We start from the raw sequence: 19,658 nt of genomic DNA, 5'->3' as shown, positions 1-19,658 counted from the left end.
GTTTGTCCGTGCGGAAAACTTCCCGCTGCCGGATACCACTTTAACCCGAGGAAAATTAATGCTGGCTGAATTGGCGCAAGCTTTTATCCGCTGCACATGAAATGCCGGTTCTGAGAATCTTTATCAATATGCCAGGCGCACACTGAGGTTAAAAAAGCGCCCGCGGCGGAATGCCCGGGTGACTTCATCGCCTTGAGTAATCCGGATTTCGGAGTCGAGCAAATTTTGCATGGAAACTTGCATCGACAATCCTCTGTATAAATTCTGACTAAACACGAAATCCAATTGATGCACCGGTTGTTCGTATTTATCCGGCGCGCCCAGTACCCCGGCGGCCATAATACGTTTGCTGGAAACGTTGTATAACAACGTAGCCTGCGTTTTCCACTGCGGATTGTCATAGCCGATCTGGAAATTGACGATCTGCGCGGAATGACCTTGCAGTTGCCGGTCGTTGGTCGTTTGCGCTTTCAGATTATCGGCATTCAATTGCACATTCGATGCCGACCACGTGTAGTTGCCGCCAACATAAAAGTTCTGCAACACCGGATGGACAAAATCCAGTTTCTTCAGTAGCTCCAGCTCAAACCCATAGATGTTCGCTTTATCGGTATTCTGATAAGTGTTGAGACCGGCGGTACCCGGCACCGCAACCAGCTCAATCGGCTTGGTTAAATCTTTCCAGAAGAATCCGGCAAAAATATTTTCCGTCGGCGATAAGTAATATTCCCAGCGCAAATCCCAGTTGGTAATGGATGTTTGCTTCAAATTGGGATTACCGACAGTTTCCTGATTGGTATTGATATCAGTAAAAGGCGCTGCCGACAATTCCCGGAAGTCTGGTCTTGATAAAGTTTGGCTGAAACCAGCGCGAAGCTGCTGCTTATCGGTTAAGAACAACGTGCCCACCACGGATGGCAGCATATCGACGCGCTTGAGCTGGGCGGTTGTAGGTGTATTGTTCAGCGTGAAAGTGTTGACTCTCTGATCATTGTCTTCCCAGCGCAACCCGCCGGTAATGTTGATCCGGTCGTACATCAACCAATCCATTTTCCCATAATAAGAAAACAAATCCTGGGAGGCGGTGTATTTATCGCTGGGGCGCGTCACGTCACGCAACTGGAATCCGTTGGCGCCGATATACTGCGGCCGCAATATGCTTTCCAGCGACGATTGCGATAAAACCGCCGAACTGAAGCCATCCCGGCCGACCGGAAAGTAATTAAAGCGTTGGATAGCTGAATCCCTGGTCTTACGCTGCGTAATAAAACCGCTTCCCAGAGTAATCTTGTGATTGAACGACGGTTGCACCGGCAGTTTTCCGTCCACCCGCCAGCTCTGATCCTTATCGACCAGGTCCGCATACATCACTTGATTGTTATCCGCGCGCTGCGCAAAGAAATAGTTGCCTTGCCTATCGGAATCAAAACGGTAATCGCGCGTTTTAGGCTCTTCCCGGTTGGCGGTTGCATTGGTATACAGCCAATTAATCGACAAATCTTTCAACCGGTCGAATCGATGTTCACCACCCACTTGGGTCATCAACAATTGGTTGGAAAAGAACTTCAGCCGTGTTCTGCGGATATCATTGGTCTCCGCATCGGTGAATCCTTGAGAAATTCTGGCTTCATCGAACGCCTGGCGGAGAAACATCGTTTTGGCAAAAACCTTATGATCCTCTTTGTAGTGCAGTTCCGTGCCCGCATAACCGGTCAGCTGCACCTCGCTCAACGAGCGCTGCATACGAAAATCCTGAACTTTTCTCAAGCTGCCGTCGCCGGTGTCGGCGGCGACAAACTCGCGGTTGATTTCATTTTGTTTCCTGAATTCGCGTTTCCACCCGGCCGCCGCGATATACCCCAGCCGGAAATCACCGAATGTGAAACTATCTCCCATCGATGCTTGCATACCGGTATCCGGTGCGCGTTTTTTCCGGTCGACATCCCACACGCCCGATAAATCCTCGCCAAACTTCTCAATCTGTTTGGGTGTAAATCCGCTGGGATTAAAAACAGATGCCGGTTTGATAGGCACGCCATCCTTAGTCGCATCGGCGAGCGAATCCGGCAGAGCACGCGCGCCATCGTCGTAACTGGTAAAATCCGCCCCGCCCCCTTTATAAGTCAAACCATCCTGGAACGTCGTATTGTCGTTCATGCCGGTTTGCAGATTTAAGTTGAAGAAAAATGCATCGGGAATGCCACGCGTGCGCATTTCTATCGTACCGCCTGCAAATTCCGCGGGACGATCGGGCGAATAGGTTTTCTGCACCATCACACTTTCAAGAATATTGGTCGGAAACAGATCCAGCGGCACAACGCGCCGGGTCGCATCCGGACTGGGGACTGCGGCGCCGTTGACCAGCGTTGAGGAAAAACGCTCGCCCAATCCGCGGATAAAAATGAATTGACCGCCTACCAAGGTTAACCCGGAAGCTCTTCGCAGCGCACTGGCGGCATCGCCGTCGCCAGCCCGGCTGAATTGCTCTGCACCTAAGACCGTGGCCACGGAGGTTGCCGTTCTTTGCTCCTCGATCACCGAAGCCACCGTACCCGCCAAGTGAGGTTCGAGCACCACATATTCGGCCAATTCGACACCCGCCGGTGTCAATTTAAAACTTAAAGGCGTGTTCTGATCCTGCTCAATTCTCACGTCATCCAACGTCTGGCTGCTGTAAGCATTGTGCAGTAACGAAACACTGTAACTCCCGGCGGGAACCGTTGTTGTGATCTGGCCTTGTTCGTCGGTTCTGAATTTTTCTTTCAAACCGCTCAGAAACACTTGCACATCCTTGACGGGTTTTTGTGTTTCCGCCGATATCACTTGAACCGAGATCGTGCCTTCGCCTTGATCGCGCCTTCCCTCACCGGCCGCTGATCCGGCCAGCGTGCCCGCCACCGAGCTTTCGATATTCAGCAGCGGTTTCTTCTTGCCCGGATAAAAAGTGACGAGAATCTGCGCATTCTCCGCCGGGCGCAGCGGCAGATCGAAAGTAAATTCCTGATCTTTTGTATTGATGGTGAATTGATAAAACCCGGGCGGCAATTTCCCCGCCAAGCTGCCGCTCGCATTGGTTTTCAACGGCGCATCGCTACCCGGCCGCCAAGTGTAGGTAGCCGGAGTCGCCTCAAAAATCAGGATCGCACTGGATTTATCGAACGATTCGCTATTGATCGACAACTCGGCATCGGCGATAGGCAATCCATTCTGAAACAGATGAATTGAGAATTCGGCTTTTTCATCGCTTCCCCAGGCGGAGGTATTGATCAAAGCAATTACGAGGAAACAGCAAATCCGGAAAATTTTTATTAGTTTTGTATTCATTTGGCGTATCAAGCCCCCTCTCCACACGCGCATCGGCTGCATGCGAAGATCAATTCTCAGTTAATCGAAAAGGAAAGCGTCTCGGAGTGGCTGTTAAGGCGGTATAAAAAGAAAGACAACGCGGAATGATTCCAGCGTTGCCAGCGATTGCATTACGTACATTGCCATGGCTCGGTTTTGCAAATTTCCATCAAACGGCGCAGCTCGGTGCCTTTTCTGAACAATTCGGCATTCTTCAGGTGATCCAGATGCTTATTGGCTTCGGCAAAGCGGCGGCTGGAAAATAACGCATAAGCCAGCGCGTAGCGAACATCCTGATCCTCCAGCAAACCGGTGCGGTACAAACTCGATTCCATATTGGCCGCGCGCTCGAACTGTTTCAATGCCAGCAGAATGGACAACCGCTGCTTGAATTTAACTTTCTGGTCACCAATGCTTTCATTCAACGTCAAGGCCTTATGAAACCGCCCGGCGCGCCGGTAGACTTCCGCCGCTTCCGCTTGCAGTTGCGGATTGAGCAACGCCGCTTGTTCCAGGATGAATGCCGCGGAATTCAGTTTTCCATGATCCAGATAGGTATGTGCCAGCAATTTTGCGACCATTTCATCCTGCGGAAATTGCAACCGCGCGATTTCCAGAATGTTGATCGCTTCCTGGTACTCGCGGCTCAGCCGCAATGCATTGCCAAACGCGACATAATCGGCGGCACCGGCGTTGGATCGCTTCAGATAGTCTCTGCCCAGCTTGACGGCTTCCTGATAAAGCCCCAGTTCGACAAAATAAAAAACTTTGCGCTTGAGAAAACGTAAATCGGCCGGAAAGACCCGCTGCCCGTCGTTCAGCGCATGGATAGCCGCTTCGGTGTCTTGCAGATGCCAATAGGATTCCGCTTTTAAACTGATCAATGCAGCATCCTTATTGACCAGACTCCCGGCCTTGCCGATTGCATCGATGGTTTTTTTGTAATCCTTGAGGCCGAAATAGACTTGCGCCAGATAGATAAAAATCGACGGATCTTGCTGGCCGTTTTTGACGGCTTGCTGCAAACTGTCCTTAGCCGCGCCGAGATCGTTCAATCCCAAATAGGCCAGGCCTTGCAGCGTATAGAAACGCGCCAGATCGGTTTTCTTGTTTCCCAGGTCAACACTTTGCAGCGCCATTAACGCGCGGTCGTGATGGCCGTCTTTTAACATGACGGCGGCCAGTTCGATAAAGTCGGCCGGTGGCGCTTTTTTCTCCGCCGCCTGGACGGAATGCACGTAACAGCCCAGCGCAATAGCCACGTAAACCAGAAAATGCAGCGGCCAGTTCGATCGATCGTTCATGGCAAACATCAAGACAAATCGAAGCGGATTTTTTGCTTGGCCCAGACACGCACCGTTTCGCCTTTATACTTGGCCGGTTCAAAGTGCCACGCGCGGATGCCCTGCAACGCCGCCGAATCAAACATGCCCGACGGACTGGATTCGAGCACTTGCACCTGATTGACCGAGCCATCGGTTTCAACCAGCACCGACAAAACGACATATCCTTTTATGCCGTTCTTTTTCGCTGCCGGCGGGTATTTGAAAGAGCCGCGCGCCAGCGGTTTAGGCGGCACATCGACCAGATCGGCGGTCATGACAGCGTTGCCGGTTTTACCGAGTAAACCGTCGTCCAAACCTCTGCCTTGCCCATCATCCAGACCTAGCGATCCCATATCGATCCCGGAAAGGGCGGAATCAAATCCCTTAAAGGGTGCGGGCGCTGTAGGCTTGGAGAGCTTCTTAGGCTCTGATTTCTTGATTTCTTTTTTCGGCTCCGGTTTTATTTCCCGAACCATGGCGATATCGGTCACTTCCTGGGCGGATTTCTTTTCGGTCTCTCCCGCATAATGATTCATCCAGAATATCAAACCGAAAACCAGCATCAATCCAAACAGCATGGATACCAGCCCTGCCAAGTGTTGTTTCAATTTCATCGTTTCCATTTGCCCTCCTCATCCTGCTTCTTTTTTAGTTGCCACGCCCACGCTCTCGGCACCCGCCAAGCGTGCTTGATCTACCACCTCAACCAGTTTTCCCGCCGGCACACCGTCATCCGTCACCACTAAAACCACTTTGCTGGAGGCCGTGTTCAGCAAATCCCGCAGCTTGCTTTGTATCAGCCACACACGGATCGGTTCGCCATCCAAAAAGGTGTCACCATTGCGATCGATGAACAGGCGAATCGCCTTGCTGGATGCCACTACCGAACTGCTCGCTTTGGGCCGCTCCAGTTCCAGTTTCATATCTTTGACAAAAGTCGCTGTCACCATGAAGAAAATCAGCAATATGAACACCATATCAATCATTGGCGTCATATCGATCACGGCTTCGGCTTCCGCCGGTTCGTTGTTTCTCATTTCATGCTTTCCCATGTGTGGTGGATGTTTGGTGACACAGCAAATCCTTGACCTGAGAAAGATCCTGTTCAATTTGCTGTTGCCGCCGATTCAAAATGCTATTGGCTAATACGCCGGGAACCGCTACGGTCAATCCCATCTGGGTGGTGAACAAGGCTTCCGCAATACCGCCGGCAATGCCGCCCGACTGAGAATGCAACGTCATGGTCGACAGCGATTGGAAGGTTTCAATCATTCCCGTCACGGTTCCCAATAAGCCCAGTAACGGAGCGACAAGGACAACGACTCGCGTAAGCGAAGCAAATTTGCCCAGCTCCCGCTCATAGTCATAAAAAGCCGCATCCAGATGACGCCGCAGGTTTCTGACGCGTTGCTGCTGCAAATCAATCCCTTGCTTGATCGCTTTAGCCACGATATTTCTGGCTGGTTTTTCGTGATGCTGCTGATAAAACTTCACCATATCGCGCACCCCCATCCACTTGGGATCTTTCATGACCCAGAATCGATACCCAACGCCATACCAAAGCAACAAGGTACAAAGCACCAGCGGAAACATCACGGCCCCGCCGATAACAAATAATTCCTTGATCCAAACAATCAGTTCTTGAACATTCATCTCAAGCATTCTGTGCTAGCAAAGTTTTGCCACTGATACCCGGCGCATCCCCTTCCTCAGGATCGAGCGCGCTTCCCATGAACACATTCACAATTCTGAGTGCCGAATGTTCCATATCGCGCTTGATATTTCTCGCCCAGGTCGACAATAAAGAGCCTAATAGCAAGGTCGGAATGGCGACAACGAGACCTAGTTCGGTCGTCACTAATGCGATCGCGATCCCTTCGGATAACAATCTTGGATCGCCGGTACCAAACTGAGTAATGGAATCAAAGGTTTCAATCATCCCCGTTACCGTTCCCAACAGCCCCAGGAGCGGAGCCACCGAGGCAATCACCAGAATGGCAGGGCCCAGCCGGTCCAGCGGTCCTGATTCCTGCAAAATTGCTTCATAAACGATGCCTTCCATGTGATCCCGGTCGTCTTTCAAATGGCGCAGCGTATACAGCAAGACTCTGCCAATGGCCGACGATGCGCTGTCTTCACATTGCTTCTTAGCCACATCCAAATCACCTTTAGCCAGCTGATGGATGATTTGATCCGACAGCTTTTTCGTATCCGCGCTGTTGGAGCGCAGTAAATAAATCCGGATCAGGATAAAAAACCCGCCAATGAGGCCGAGGATTACAATAACCCAACCGATTGGGCCGCCTGAATCGACGTGTTCGAGCAAGGTCTGTTCATGCGCTTCGTCGACGGCGGTGGTGCGCGACTCAAACAAAAACAGCTGTAACGTGTCCGGTTGCTCGTTTTTGCTCAAACCCATAGCACTTTCCGCGCCCGTGCTTTTCCACACCTTGAATGCTCCACCACCGGCGGGCGCCAAGCTGCCGCTGCCATCAGGACTGACCCCGTAAGCCGCGATATTCCCCAGATGAATCAACGTTCCTTCCGCCTCTTTGCCATTACCGAGAAAAAATTTCCCCGGTTTTGCCTGAATGGCGCCAAGCTTCTGAAGTAAGGACAATGCTTGATTGAATACAAAACCGATCTTGGCCTGATCATCGCCTTTTGCTTCCTTCATGGCCAAAGGCATTTCGATGCCGTGATTCTTCAAGGTCGCTTCCGCCTGCAGGTAAGTCGTTTCCAGCGCATCATTGCGTTCGCTGACCACGGCTTCTTTGCGTTCCACTTCGGATAACTGGGCCGTCAACTGATCAATTTTTGCCGAACGCTCCACCGAGTTGCGCTCCAGCGCGCTGATTTTGCCGCTCAGCGCTTGTTCCTCTCGGCTTGCGCTGGCTTGATAGCTTTTCAGCCGTTCGGTCAATTCACGTTTCTGCGCTTCCAGGAAAGCAAACTCGCGCTTATAAGCGGTTTCCAGATTGACCGCTTCCTGTTTCGGTGCGCTTGGCTTCTTGGATGAAGCCGCTTCCGGCTTTTCTTCCGGAGCAGCGGCCGATATGTTTTCGGATACCGCCGATTTATCTTCTTTGGCGCTGGCTGAAGCTGCCGCTACCAGCAGAAGTAGTGCAATCAATAAAATTTTCTTCATTTCTTCAATGGATTCGGTAATTCAAAATAGCCTTGGCGTATCTGTTTCTTCAAGGAATCAAACAAATTCTTGATACGCTCCATGTCCGCCGTGTTATCCACAAGCTCGTATTTCCAGCTGCCATCTTCTGCGCGCCGCGCCATTCCGCTCTGATTGTCGCGGGTTTGGAAAAAGAGAAATACCGTGCCCAGCTTGGCGATATCCACCAGCACTTTCTCTCCATTCAAAGGGATGGTTTGCTGATAAATCCCGTTTTCCTTGCTCAGGCGAATTTCATCTTCGATGAGAGACCAGGCTTGGTTAACCGCCTTATTCGGGTCGATCAGGCGGTTGGCAATATTATTTTCCAGATCCTCAATGGCTTTGATGCGGTCTTCCATCTTGAATGGAAAACCGCTTTGAATATGGTGCTTATAATCACTCAGTAACGCCAGCAGAACAGGTTTCAGGCTTTCGCCGGATTGCTCCGCTTTTTTGGCACTCTCGGAAAGTTTACCGATCGAATGTTGCAGCTTCTCGATACTCAGTTTTTGCCTTCTTTCCTCAACACTCAAATCCGCCAATTGCGAATTGAGCGCGGATATTTTGCTGGTATGTTTTTCCTTCTCCAGGTCCAGTTGCGTTTGCAGTGTCTCGACTTCACCGCGAATCTTAGCCAGCGATTTGGCCAGATTTTCCAAATTGCTCGCCGTTGCCGCCGGTGCGGATAGCAACAGCACCAAACCGCCCAGCCCGATTATTTTTTTACTAAAATGAATACGCATAAATCCCTCTTCTACAATGCCCGTGCATACTACAAGTTGAATATTTCACTTTCATGACAGTTCGATGTCATTTAATACAGCGCTGCCGCCGTCACTGAGAAGGAAACCGGGGAATGCCCGGATGTCATGAAACTTTTACATTGCGCCGCTAAGATGGCGGTCCATGCGATTCAATGAAGAGGAGAAATCAGATGATCAATCAATCGATTGCCAAAGAGAAAAGCGTATTTTTATTGACCGATAGCGATTGGCATACGCGCACGATTCAGTTCATCGTGGGTATTTTGATGCTGGCGCTGTACGTGTGGATTGCTGCGGGCGTGCTGAATTTATTGTTCAATTTGCCGGAGATTCTCAAGAACGGCTGGGCGCAAATCGCCGAGCACATCATCGTCGACATCGTACTGATCCTGGCGATTCTCGAACTGGTCCGTATTTTGCAATCCTACCTGTCGGTCGGACGCGTCAAAGTCACGTTCATTCTGGATGTGGCACTGGTAGTGCTGATCGGCGAACTAATCGGCCTGTGGTACAAGGAATATACCTTCGTTGAAGTCGGCCTGCACATTGCTGTCATCACCGTGTTGATTTTGCTGCGAATTGTGTCTATCCGGTTTTCACCGAATGTGATTGATTGATTTAAATAAAAGCAAAAGCCAGGCATTTCATCTGGCGAGATCCCATCGAAACTCACACGGGTGCTCTGAAATGTTCCAAGGGCTTGCTTGCTGGTTGAAAATGTGGGGGGTTCCTCATCCGAATGACCTTATAATTTCTCATATTGACTATCGATCTGCGGTAGAGTGAAATAATGGTTTTTCCACTTATTCGGCGCACGAAGACATTGAACGAAGATGACGGGCTGCTCAAGTGTACTCTTGGAGTGACTGAAATCGACAAGCTTAATCTCCTTACAATATGGTTCGCGACGTACGATCTCCGCCGCTTTGTAGAGATAATCCTGATATTGCTTCAGTTCTGGTCTCAAAAAATCCGGATTAATTGCACTCTCACTAATCGGCGCAAGATTCTGCTTGTATTTGAACTCCGAAGCACATACATCTGGAATGGGATTCGATCTAAGAGCATAGGAGTCAACAGGGCTTTCAATCTGTTCATAGAGAACACTCCGTCCAGCAAGCGTCTCCATAACAGCCAATCGGGTTGACTCAGGACAGCGCAGACCAAAGTACACTATTTTTACAGCACGAAAATCATGCTCATGCAAGCCAGGAGGTGATGTGACGAGTCGTACTTCTTCCTCGTAATGCCAAGGAGTGGACTTCACACCAAGGATCTGTTGAAGGATAACTACTGGCGTGACAGCACCAATGAGCTGCTCAGATCGTAGAACTGGTGCAGCATCGTTGTACTGAACATCAATACAGTAGTGTAAGTTTGGTTCAAATTCAGCCAACTTTTGCAGGTCGTAGCCTACGCAAAAGCCTCGGTGTGAACCGCCATAGTGTGCCCAAATCAGCTCATTCAACGGGTTGTAGCTGAGAGAAAAAACGCCACTCTTGTCGACGAAACTAAGTACTTCGTTCACCGCTTTAGAAAAAGCATCTAGCGCAGCAGAATTCGCCAATTCATGACTCGATATCAGCTGTTTGAACGCTGATAGCTGACCGTCTAATGCACCACGATCAAAACGACCTTCGAAAGGATCATTCAGAGTCTCTCTTGGGGCCGCAAAAAACGTGGCGTTACGCAACGATTCGAGATCTCGCTCTAGCGTACTAGAGTCACCACTTCTGTACTTAAATGCGAAGCGCAAAGGTGGCATGATCACAATGTATGACGTTGAAAGTAATTGGTAGCAAAAGCTGCACAGCAGCGGAGGAAAAGACAATACCCCGTCGCATTCATCATTGTATTAATGCCTTCAAAATTAGGATTACCATTTTCCGATAACGCTTTTTGTATACCGTTTCGCGTAATTCCCATTTCCTACGCTAATGCTGAAACACCTTTGGCACGAGCAATCATGCGTAATTGAGCGAGCAAAGCGGCAGCGTATCCATCCTTCGCGTATTCCTCGAAAGCCGTGGTGAGATATCCGTCAATCTCGTCTGGATGACTGCGGTAGTAGATTTCTTCGCTTTCATCCAATGTTTTGTAAGTACGCTTATCAGTCATTATTTTCCAGTATTTCTTGGCACTTTCGATATCTCTATGGCGACTGTTTTTATCATTGCCACATAATAAGATCCTATTTTATCAGCATCTTCATCACAAGATAGGCGAGCATCCAGTAATTGCACAACGCAATCCGATGGCCGCACAGCGGGTTAGTCAGACACTGAATAATATTACCTTCATCTTCCTGTCATAAAAATGTAACGCTTTCTTTATATGATTGCAGCATTCTTAACTGTAGATGGAGTGGTTGATGGCTGTCACCATACTCGTTGTCGAAGACGAACATGCAATTCAGGAGCTGATCGCGCTGAACTTGAAGAAAGCGGGACATATCGTTTTGTGCGCGGACGATGCCGAGCAAGCGAGGAAAATGGTCAATAACGTTTTGCCGGATTTGATTTTGCTCGACTGGATGCTGCCGGATACGAGCGGGGTAGAATTTGCGCGTAAATTGAGACGGGAAGAACGCACCAAGGCGATTCCAATCATCATGCTCACCGCGCGCGTGCAGGAAAGCGACAAAATTGCCGGACTGGAAGCCGGTGCGGATGATTACGTCACCAAGCCGTTCTCACCCCGGGAATTGCTCGCTCGCATCAAAGCCGTGCTGCGCCGCCGTTTGCCCGAGATGTCCGACGACATCATCGAGTCCGGCGGATTGAAACTGGATCCTTCGACGCACCGGGTTCATGTGCAGACCGGTGATGAACCATCAAAACCGGTGGAAATTGCGCTCGGTCCGACCGAATTCCGCCTGTTGCATTTCCTGATGGCGTACAAGGAGCGTGTGCACACCCGCGCGCAATTGCTCGACCGAGTCTGGGGCGATCATGTGTTTATCGAGGATCGCACCGTCGATGTGCATATCCGCAGACTGCGCAAGATTCTGGAAGCGGTGGGAAAAGAAAATCTGGTGCAAACCGTGCGCGGCACCGGCTACCGGTTTTCTGTCGAACATCAAGAAGAGCATGCCGAATAAATCGAATCGCACATTTACCCTTTTTTCTCAGCACCGTACAACTTAAGATCTCCAAAAAAAAGAAACCCGCAGAAGCGGGTTTCTTGCCGGCCGATCAGAGCTCAGCTTTAGAAAGCCAGCCAGCCATTCAAGTAAAACGCGTCGTTGTTCACCGCATTGCGGCCCAAGCCGTCGTAATTGTGCACGCTGCCGTTAAACTTGAAATTGTGGACGTATTGCGCTGCTAAGCGCAGGTTAACGAACGTGCTCATCACAGAAGTATTCGTTTTACCGAACGGGGTATAGCTGATTTCGGCGATAAACGCTTGGCTCAGCGGATTACCCGTGCGGCTGCCGCTGATGGGATCGCCAAAACTATAGATAACCGTATCGGCCGTTCCGGTGGTTTGGTTGTAAAACAGATTCAAGCCGTATGTTTGCTGGAACGTATATCCAGTTCTTATCCGCACAGTGTCGAGATTGCTTTTGAGTTTATCCGCGAATCCCAGTGCGGAACTGGCGTTCATATTGCGGTTTTCACGCAAATAGGTCGCGGTGAATTCATAAATGTGCACGGGGTTGGCGAGATACTGGTACGTCAGATCAAAGCCGAAGTCATCGTACCGGTCGGTGCCCGCGCCCGTGATGCGTTGCGGGTTCACATCACCGTGCAACCCATAAGCACCCACCGCGCCGTAATGACCGCTCCAGTCCTTTTGCAACGCTATCCGCCAATAAGGCGCGCCGCCGTTTAATCTAGCCTGTTCCGCATCGAACACGCTGATTCCTTTCTGGGCATTTTTCGGCAAACTGGTATAACCGCCCGCTTCGACGTACAGCATATCGTTCAGCATCATATACGCCGTCGCGCCGATCACTTGCGACCCAAGCGATTCAATTAAATTGGCGGCGGATTGCGTTGGCGCCAATGGCGACGAACTCCACGGAAATCCCCAGGTTGGCGTGGTATTCCACAGATCGGTCACGGTCGGGTTGTTATTGGCCGTCAAACCGAATACCAGTTTCTGACCGGCGACATCGGCGTGATCGGCAAAGCGGATATCGGTGTTATCCAATACGCCGATGTTTTCCACACCATCATAAGTTCCCTCGATAAACGCGCCGACCTTGGACGTCAACCGGCCTGCCAGGAAAATAGCCGCTTCATCGATCGTGCCATTATCATTCTTGCTGAAACGCGGCGCGGCGCCACCGGCTTGTGCTTCCTGCGTATGTGTATAGGAACCGCGGATCATGCCGCTCAGTGGAATGATATTGTTATTTTTACCATCGGTTTGCGTATAGCCGTTGAGCTTGAAATTCCTGCCGACGGAAGTCAGGTTGGGACCGAATGATTGCACGTGACAAGCGCTGCACGCAAAACCGGTCTGCCGCGCGAAACTGGGTAGCGCATTGGCGCTGGAACTCAATAGGAAAAATAGCAAAAAGAAAACAAACAGCGATACTGCGCTCTTAGTTACGGTCATCATTCAGCCCTATTTATATATGAAAAATGAAATAAAAAATTATTTAAAAAAATCGCTTGCTTAACTAAAATATCAACTACTCAATTCACACTATCCCATTTGATCCTGTTATTTTCTGAAACATCTTATTCTCAGGTATATTAACTTTTTGTGAATTATCGTGAAAAAAATTGTGAAGTATTTAAAGATAGACAGGCAGGCAACAACAATTTAGATTAGCAACCACCACCAAGGCCGATTCCTCAATTTACCGATTAGCAAGGACTCACTATGCCGTCGCCCTTTTTCTCAAGCAGCATCACTAATACCAAGCTCACCCATGACAATTCGATTGATTCTCTGGCGGGCGGCACACGCTGGCTGAGCTCAACCATCTCATACAGCTTTCCTGCCAGTAACAGCTCACTGTATTGGTCTTCTCTTGCGAGCGGATACGGTTCCCGGTTTGGTGATGGCGAACCGTGGAGAAGCGACTTCACAACGTTAACCACGTTGGATCAAGCTGCTTTTGTCAACGCGCTGCAACAATGGGCTAACGTTGCTAACCTCAACTTTGTTCAAGTCGCGGAAACTCCCAGCAATGTGGGCGACATCCGCGCGGCCTATACCTCGGACCCCGATGAGTTGACCCTGGCTTGGGCCTATCTGCCCAGCACCGGTCCCTATGCAGGTGATATCTGGATGAATACCAATGGCTTGCTCAATTTTCAGGAATGGAATCCTGGCAATATCTCCTATGAATCTGTTTTACATGAACTCGGCCATGCCTTGGGTCTCACGCATCCTTTCACTGACCCTGACGATCCATCCAAACCGGTGCTGCCAAAGAATCAGGACAGCGTTATCCACACCATCATGAGTTATACCTACGCGGATCTGCAAGGTGTGGAAGGTAACGAATTTTCCTTTCATCCCACTACGCCGATGGTGCTCGATATCGCGGCGATACAATATTTATATGGCGCCAACACTCGTTACCATGCCGGTAATGATACCTACACCTACAACGATGCCAATACCTATCACGAGACCCTTTGGGATGCAGGCGGTGCTTCCGATACCATGCACTACGAAGGTGCAATTTCCAGTGTGATTGATTTGAATCCGGGTGATGGATCGTTCATTGGTCAGCCGGTCTACGTTCAACTCAACGGTGTCAATATCGGCCAGCCGGTTCCGAATGTCTGGATCGCCAATAACGTCACGATTGAAAACGCCATCGCCGGACAAGGGAACGATATCCTGATCGGCAACAGCAGCCGCAACACCTTGGATGGCGGCGCCGGAATCGATACGGTGCAAACCGGCTCAGCGCGCAGTCAATTCACGCTGAACAAGACTTCCGGCGGCTACACCCTCACTGACAACGCCAATCCCGGCAATCAGGATACATTGACAAACATCGAGCGGATGAAATTTGCCGACGCGCATGTGGCGCTCGATCTGGACGGCCACGCCGGAGAAGTCGCCAAGCTGCTCGGCGCGGTGTTCGGCGCTGCCACCATCGCCAATCAGGATTACGCCGGTATCGGTCTGACTAAAGCCGACGAAGGATTGAGTTACGAACAACTGGCAACTTTTGCCATCGATGCAACTAAACTCACCAGTCACGATGACATCGTCACGTTGCTGTGGCAAAACTTGTTCGGCTCCGCACCCACGTTCAGCGAAAAATCTCCTTACATCAACATGCTCGACACAGGCGAAATATCAATCGGCGCACTCGCGGTACTGGCTGCGGACACCGGCATCAATGCGGAAAATATTCATCTGACAGGACTCGCGCAAACCGGACTGGCGTACACCGGTTGATGGCTAATTAGTTCAATCCGCTTGGCCCCACCCTCAAAGGATTGCCGTCGAATCCATTTGCATTAACCATTCGCACATCCAAACAGCTTCTTCCAATAACCCAGCTTTTTCTACGGTTAATCGGCAATTTGTCCGCACTGATGTTCCATGATAATGACCGGCAGCGATGATTGGCTATGCGCCATCATTTATGCCGTGAACACCGTTCAAATTTCTCTTGCAAAAAGGACAGCCGATGCCGCCAATACCAGCAAAAAAATCCGTAACGTACAGCGATCCAATGCATGCACCGGCGATAAAAGCCGATGACAGTATCGAATTGCACTTTAAAAACGAAGTGATGGCCGGAACCGGCGATATTATCCTCAGCAACGGTTCGGATACCCGCAGAATAGCGGTCAATGACACCAACCAGATTACTTTCAGCAGCAGCAAATTATTCGGTAATTCCGTCATCATCAACCCGGCACAAGACTTGATTCCGAATACCCATTACAGCATCCGGATGGACAGCGGCGTTATCCAGGATATGGCCGGGAATGTGAATACCAGTATCGATGATCCTGACACATTGAGTTTTAATACTACGGACTCCACGCCATTACTCCGCTACAGCAATATCGGTAATATCGGCTATAGCCCGTTCGACTCAGACTTATCCGCACCCACTGAGTTGACTGCTGATGAAGATATATGGCTCGATTTTGACGAGCGTATGATCCCGGGCAGCGGCAATATCATTCTCAGCAATGGCTCGGATACACGCACAATCGATATCACCGATGCAAGCCAAGTGACATTTAGCGATTATGACGGCTTTGTTACCATCAACCCGGCAGCTGATTTGATTCCCAACACGCACTATCACATTCAAATCCCCGCTGGAACTGTTACCGATACGTCAGGCAATGCCTATGCAGGCAATGTTGATTCAAATGCGCTCGATTTTACTGTCAGTTCTACCGCCCCGTCACTCTGGTGGAGCTATTTATCAAGCGACTCAACATTGAAAGTGGATAGCGGCATTACCTTTTATTTTAATGAAGCAATAAAAGCCGGTAGTGGTTACATCATAATCAGCAATGGCTCGGATACCCGCGCGATTGACATCACCGATACCAGTCAAGTGGCATTTACCAATTCTTTTTCCAACGCCATCACCATTAAACCATCCGCGGATCTTATTCCAGGCACCTCATACACAGTTCAAATGACTGCGGGCGTGCTGACGGATGACGCCGGTCATGCATTTGATGGGATTGAATCGAATACCATGAATTTCAAGGCGATTGCATCCAATCCATGGTTGAACAGTATTAACTGGGTTAATCTGTATGCGCCGATGGAAGAAATCAGTCTCAAGGTTGATGACAGCATCGTCCTGCAATTCGATGAAAAAGTATTACCCGGTAACGGCGAGATCGTCATCAGTAATGGCATCGATACGCGTGCAATCGATATTCACGACAACAGCCAAGTAGCATTCGATGATTATGGTCAGGTATTCGTCAAACCATTACAAGATTGGGTTCTCGATACTCACTACACTATCCGGATAGCGGCTGGTGTCGTTATGGATAGCAGCGGCAATGCTTTTGCAGGTTCCGATGATCCATCCGGACTCAGTTTCACGCCGGTTGAATCCAATCCCACATTGAGTGGGACCAATTTTATGGCAAGCGACGGTGAGCCATTCGTGCCCGTCAGTTTTCTCTGGAGTGAACAACTGCTTCTTCGCACCGATAGTGGTATTCAATTGCAGTTTGACGAACCAGTGACGGCAGGTAACGGCAAGATTACGATCAGCAGTGACACGGACACCCGCATTATCGATATTCATGATACCAATCAAGTGAAATTCCATGAGTATGGCGATATGGTCATCAGCCCGTTAGAAAATTTGCTGCCGCATACTCATTATCACATCGAGATTGCAAGTGGGGTCATCACGGATACCGCCGGTAATCCTTACGAGGGCATCCATGATACAACCGCCCTGGAATTCACCACAACGGATGCTTATTTCATCACCATGACAGGTGTTGGTTCATCGGGCATCATAGGCTCCTAGATCAAACAGAACGTCCGTCCAGAAAATACTGCGCTGGTGATTTATCGCTTTTACGGGTTCGGACGCTTTATTTTCTGGCGCATCGCACGAAAATCCAGTTAAATCGGGTGCTTTGGTGTTCGCACGCGGCTTTTGACTTCATTACCAATCTTTGTTACTTTCCTGCGCGAACCTGGGAGATTTGCTTTCTCAGCGCTCCGGTAAAACATGAGGAATGACATGCACGAAGAAACCGTAATGCACGGCCTGAAGGCCAAAGGATTAAAAAAAGGATCGGTATCCAAATCGGCGGCCGTTACCATCGGGCTCGCCGCTACCGCACCGGCCTACTCGTTAACCGGCGCGTTGGGATATGGCGCTTCCCAGAGCGGTTATCAGCTACCGATCGTATTTATTTTATCGGTGATTCCCATGTTCTTTGTGGCACTGTCTTATAAGCACCTGACCACTTCCGCGCCCGATTCCGGAACCGTATTTACCTGGGGAACCAAAGCGATCGGCCCGCGTTTCGGCTGGTTTGGCGGCTGGGCGTTGTTATTGGCAAGCGTGCTGGCAGGCGTTGCAGCGACACAGATCATCGTCGATGCACTGGCCATCATTCTGAATATGGCGGAAACACCGTTATGGTTTCACTTTGGCGTAGCGATCTTATTTATCTTGAGCACGACCTATCTGACTGCACTCGGCGCCGAGGAATCATCACGCACCACCATGATCCTGACGATGACGCAATACGGCGGACTTATCGCTCTCGCCGCGGTGTTGTACATACAAGTTCTGCAAGGCAATGCCGTGCACACGGCCGAGCCTCTGTCACTCGAATGGTTTAATCCGTTTGCCATTTCATCGTTTCATGCATTCCTGAATGGATTCCTAGTGGCATTATTTATTTTTTGGGGATTTGACGCATCGCTGGCCATGTCTGAAGAAACCAGCGGCAGCGCCGAGCAGGCGGGACGTAGCGGTATCATTGCCATGATTATCACGGTTGTCACCTATGTCGTTTTCGCTACCGCGGCCCTGGCATACGCGGGCATTGATGCGCATGACAATTCGAGTCTGACTTTCAAGGATAATATCGATTCGATCATCACGGTTCTGGCAACCAGCATGATTGGAGCCAAAGGGGCATTTGTTGCGGCGCTGATCATTGCAATCTCGGCTTTTTCAGCCACCATGTCGACGATCATGCCAGCCGCACGTGCTGCGCTGGCCATGGCGACCTATCGCGCCATTCCGCGCAAATTCTCTTCCGTCAATGAGGCAACGCAAACACCCAAATTTGCCACCTGGACGATCGGTTTGATGACGCTGGTTATCTATATCACGTTGAGTCTCATTAGCGAATCAATCGTCAAGGATTCGATCCATAGTGTCAGTATCGCGGTATGTACTTACTACACCGTGGCTGCGTTGTCCTGTGTGCTGTATTTTCACCGTACCGCATTCAACCATTGGCATACCACCATTTCTCAGGTCATTCTCCCTTCGATTGCCGCCATCATTCTAATTGCAGTGGGCATCATTCAGGCATGGAACATGATGGATCCGAATTATGGGTCGAGTGGATCAATTGCGGGAGTTGGTACCGTATTCTTGATTGGTGTGGTCGCGCTACTTTTTGGCGTTCCGCTCATGGTATTGTGGAATTTACGAGAACCCAAATTTTTTCGCGGAGAAACTTTACCGCTTGAGCGAGCGCACATGGTACCCGATAACGGAGAACAAAATGTGCTCAATACCCGCGCTGCTCACATTAGGACAACTGCAAAGAAATAAACTTACTTGTCATACCATCGATGAAAAAACATGGTTGATATTTTTGCTGGACAGTTTACTCAGAACATTAACTGAGTATTTTTATCCAGTTACAGATCTATCAGTGTGTATTTCCTTTCTAAATCGATTTATCTTTCTCAAGAGGAAAGCCCGCATCGCGTAGTGCTCTCATCCCTCCTTGCATCGACTGGACATTGCCATACCCCATTTGTTGCAATGCATCCGCCACCAAGATCGAACGATAACCGCCTCCGCAATACAACACAATATGTGCCTGCTTATCCGGTACCACAGTTTCAATATCACGTTCGATAATCCCTTTTCCAAGATGACGAGCACCGGCAGCATGATCGATCCAGAATTCATGATCTTCCCGCACATCGATAAAATGAAATTGTTCGCCACGTGCCAACCGTGCTTGAACATCGGCTACAGTACATTCCTTCACTCGCTGCCTGGCTTGTTCCACTAATTGTAAGAATCCTGGATTATGCTGCATGCGCTCCCCTTTTTTATTGATATACCCAATCGTAACCGAATTTACTCGGTGAATGAATGTATCAAAGTTCTTATTCCGGGTCAAAACGCGATAGACGAAATACTAGAATCCGCACTAACGATTGATTCTTTTGCTCCTAGCCACTTTGCAACGAGAAATTTGGACACAACAACTTAATCCGTTGCAACTATAAACTATGAGCGATCGCAAGCGCGATTTTTGACGATCACAGCACTACATTGACATGAGTGCAAAATACAAGGCACTGAAACAGAAAAAAGGAAATAAAAAACCGGTACACCGGCTGTCTTTCGACAGTGGTGTACCG

At 49.7% G+C, this 19,658-nt stretch carries 16 protein-coding genes; 5 read left to right on the top strand and 11 right to left on the bottom strand.

All coding sequences use genetic code 11. The features are described from left to right. Nucleotides 1–123 precede the first annotated feature (123 nt). From R2103_RS03595 to R2103_RS03565, 7 genes are all read right to left on the bottom strand, one after another. Nucleotides 124–3,324, bottom strand: a complete 3,201-nt coding sequence (locus R2103_RS03595) for a TonB-dependent receptor (RefSeq protein WP_317530162.1) — start codon at nucleotides 3,322–3,324, stop codon at nucleotides 124–126. A 152-nt stretch (nucleotides 3,325–3,476) separates the two neighbouring features. Continuing rightward, nucleotides 3,477–4,649, bottom strand: coding sequence for a tetratricopeptide repeat protein (locus R2103_RS03590; RefSeq protein WP_317530161.1), 1,173 nt, complete (start codon nucleotides 4,647–4,649; stop codon nucleotides 3,477–3,479). Between the two features lie 8 nt (nucleotides 4,650–4,657). Beyond that, a complete protein-coding gene (locus R2103_RS03585; protein WP_317530160.1) occupies nucleotides 4,658–5,293 on the bottom strand; it encodes an energy transducer TonB in 636 nt (211 codons plus the stop codon). A gap of 9 nt (nucleotides 5,294–5,302) precedes the next feature. Next, a complete protein-coding gene (locus R2103_RS03580; protein WP_108699429.1) occupies nucleotides 5,303–5,707 on the bottom strand; it encodes an ExbD/TolR family protein in 405 nt (134 codons plus the stop codon). A gap of 1 nt (nucleotide 5,708) precedes the next feature. Beyond that, nucleotides 5,709–6,323 (bottom strand): MotA/TolQ/ExbB proton channel family protein, encoded by a 615-nt coding sequence (locus tag R2103_RS03575; RefSeq protein WP_317530159.1) that lies wholly within the window; start codon nucleotides 6,321–6,323, stop codon nucleotides 5,709–5,711. A gap of 1 nt (nucleotide 6,324) precedes the next feature. Beyond that, nucleotides 6,325–7,818 (bottom strand): MotA/TolQ/ExbB proton channel family protein, encoded by a 1,494-nt coding sequence (locus R2103_RS03570; RefSeq protein ID WP_317530158.1) that lies wholly within the window; start codon nucleotides 7,816–7,818, stop codon nucleotides 6,325–6,327. After that, nucleotides 7,815–8,582, bottom strand: coding sequence for a DUF3450 domain-containing protein (locus R2103_RS03565; protein WP_317530157.1), 768 nt, complete (start codon nucleotides 8,580–8,582; stop codon nucleotides 7,815–7,817). The genes R2103_RS03570 and R2103_RS03565 overlap by 4 nt, the downstream gene beginning before the upstream one ends. 191 nt (nucleotides 8,583–8,773) lie before the next feature. On the opposite strand from R2103_RS03565, the gene R2103_RS03560 reads away from it, so the two are divergent. After that, a complete protein-coding gene (locus R2103_RS03560) occupies nucleotides 8,774–9,220 on the top strand; it encodes a phosphate-starvation-inducible PsiE family protein (protein WP_317530156.1) in 447 nt (148 codons plus the stop codon). Between the two features lie 128 nt (nucleotides 9,221–9,348). Here R2103_RS03560 and R2103_RS03555 read toward each other — a convergent pair whose 3' ends face one another. Both R2103_RS03555 and R2103_RS03550 read right to left on the bottom strand, forming a co-directional pair. After that, the gene (locus R2103_RS03555; RefSeq protein WP_317530155.1) at nucleotides 9,349–10,296 is read right to left on the bottom strand and encodes a DUF2971 domain-containing protein; all 948 of its coding nucleotides are present in this window, start codon (nucleotides 10,294–10,296) and stop codon (nucleotides 9,349–9,351) included. Between the two features lie 236 nt (nucleotides 10,297–10,532). After that, a complete protein-coding gene (locus R2103_RS03550; protein WP_317530154.1) occupies nucleotides 10,533–10,721 on the bottom strand; it encodes a hypothetical protein in 189 nt (62 codons plus the stop codon). Between the two features lie 253 nt (nucleotides 10,722–10,974). Here R2103_RS03550 and phoB point away from each other — a divergent pair, with 253 nt between their 5' ends. Then, nucleotides 10,975–11,703 (top strand): phosphate regulon transcriptional regulator PhoB, encoded by a 729-nt coding sequence (phoB, locus tag R2103_RS03545; RefSeq protein WP_317530153.1) that lies wholly within the window; start codon nucleotides 10,975–10,977, stop codon nucleotides 11,701–11,703. Between the two features lie 107 nt (nucleotides 11,704–11,810). Here the strand turns inward: phoB and R2103_RS03540 are convergent, their stop codons facing one another. Next, on the bottom strand, nucleotides 11,811–13,169 hold the full coding sequence (locus tag R2103_RS03540) for a cytochrome C (protein ID WP_317530152.1): 1,359 nt from the start codon (nucleotides 13,167–13,169) through the stop codon (nucleotides 11,811–11,813). A 270-nt stretch (nucleotides 13,170–13,439) separates the two neighbouring features. Between R2103_RS03540 and R2103_RS03535 the strand changes: the two genes are divergently transcribed. The 3 genes from R2103_RS03535 (at nucleotide 13,440) to R2103_RS03525 (ending at nucleotide 18,831) form a co-directional block, all read left to right on the top strand. After that, nucleotides 13,440–14,981 carry a M10 family metallopeptidase gene (locus tag R2103_RS03535; protein WP_317530151.1) on the top strand — a complete coding sequence of 514 codons (1,542 nt, stop codon included), beginning with the start codon at nucleotides 13,440–13,442 and terminating at the stop codon, nucleotides 14,979–14,981. Between the two features lie 235 nt (nucleotides 14,982–15,216). After that, a complete protein-coding gene (locus tag R2103_RS03530; RefSeq protein WP_317530150.1) occupies nucleotides 15,217–17,052 on the top strand; it encodes an Ig-like domain-containing protein in 1,836 nt (611 codons plus the stop codon). A gap of 219 nt (nucleotides 17,053–17,271) precedes the next feature. Then, nucleotides 17,272–18,831, top strand: coding sequence for an APC family permease (locus R2103_RS03525; RefSeq protein WP_317530149.1), 1,560 nt, complete (start codon nucleotides 17,272–17,274; stop codon nucleotides 18,829–18,831). Between the two features lie 118 nt (nucleotides 18,832–18,949). Here R2103_RS03525 and R2103_RS03520 read toward each other — a convergent pair whose 3' ends face one another. Beyond that, nucleotides 18,950–19,330 (bottom strand): rhodanese-like domain-containing protein, encoded by a 381-nt coding sequence (locus tag R2103_RS03520; protein WP_317530148.1) that lies wholly within the window; start codon nucleotides 19,328–19,330, stop codon nucleotides 18,950–18,952. Nucleotides 19,331–19,658 lie beyond the last annotated feature (328 nt).

The organism is Nitrosomonas sp. Is24 (assembly GCF_033063335.1).
Lineage (GTDB): Bacteria > Pseudomonadota > Gammaproteobacteria > Burkholderiales > Nitrosomonadaceae > Nitrosomonas.
Note: the sequence above shows the minus strand (reverse complement) of the source record. Positions and strands in the feature narration are given on the sequence as shown.

Excerpts from the sequence above, each read along its gene's own strand:
- R2103_RS03530 (WP_317530150.1), top strand. The coding sequence starts at position 15,217 with ATGCCGCCAATACCAGCAAAAAAATCCGTAACGTACAGCGATCCAATG.
- R2103_RS03560 (WP_317530156.1), top strand. The coding sequence starts at position 8,774 with ATGATCAATCAATCGATTGCCAAAGAGAAAAGCGTATTTTTATTGACC.
- R2103_RS03550 (WP_317530154.1), bottom strand. The coding sequence starts at position 10,721 with ATGACTGATAAGCGTACTTACAAAACATTGGATGAAAGCGAAGAAATC.
- R2103_RS03520 (WP_317530148.1), bottom strand. The coding sequence starts at position 19,330 with ATGCAGCATAATCCAGGATTCTTACAATTAGTGGAACAAGCCAGGCAG.
- R2103_RS03570 (WP_317530158.1), bottom strand. The coding sequence starts at position 7,818 with ATGAAGAAAATTTTATTGATTGCACTACTTCTGCTGGTAGCGGCAGCT.
- R2103_RS03595 (WP_317530162.1), bottom strand. The coding sequence starts at position 3,324 with ATGAATACAAAACTAATAAAAATTTTCCGGATTTGCTGTTTCCTCGTA.
- R2103_RS03525 (WP_317530149.1), top strand. The coding sequence starts at position 17,272 with ATGCACGAAGAAACCGTAATGCACGGCCTGAAGGCCAAAGGATTAAAA.
- R2103_RS03565 (WP_317530157.1), bottom strand. The coding sequence starts at position 8,582 with ATGCGTATTCATTTTAGTAAAAAAATAATCGGGCTGGGCGGTTTGGTG.
- R2103_RS03580 (WP_108699429.1), bottom strand. The coding sequence starts at position 5,707 with ATGAGAAACAACGAACCGGCGGAAGCCGAAGCCGTGATCGATATGACG.
- R2103_RS03575 (WP_317530159.1), bottom strand. The coding sequence starts at position 6,323 with ATGAATGTTCAAGAACTGATTGTTTGGATCAAGGAATTATTTGTTATC.
- R2103_RS03540 (WP_317530152.1), bottom strand. The coding sequence starts at position 13,169 with ATGACCGTAACTAAGAGCGCAGTATCGCTGTTTGTTTTCTTTTTGCTA.
- R2103_RS03585 (WP_317530160.1), bottom strand. The coding sequence starts at position 5,293 with ATGGAAACGATGAAATTGAAACAACACTTGGCAGGGCTGGTATCCATG.
- phoB (WP_317530153.1), top strand. The coding sequence starts at position 10,975 with ATGGCTGTCACCATACTCGTTGTCGAAGACGAACATGCAATTCAGGAG.
- R2103_RS03590 (WP_317530161.1), bottom strand. The coding sequence starts at position 4,649 with ATGAACGATCGATCGAACTGGCCGCTGCATTTTCTGGTTTACGTGGCT.
- R2103_RS03535 (WP_317530151.1), top strand. The coding sequence starts at position 13,440 with ATGCCGTCGCCCTTTTTCTCAAGCAGCATCACTAATACCAAGCTCACC.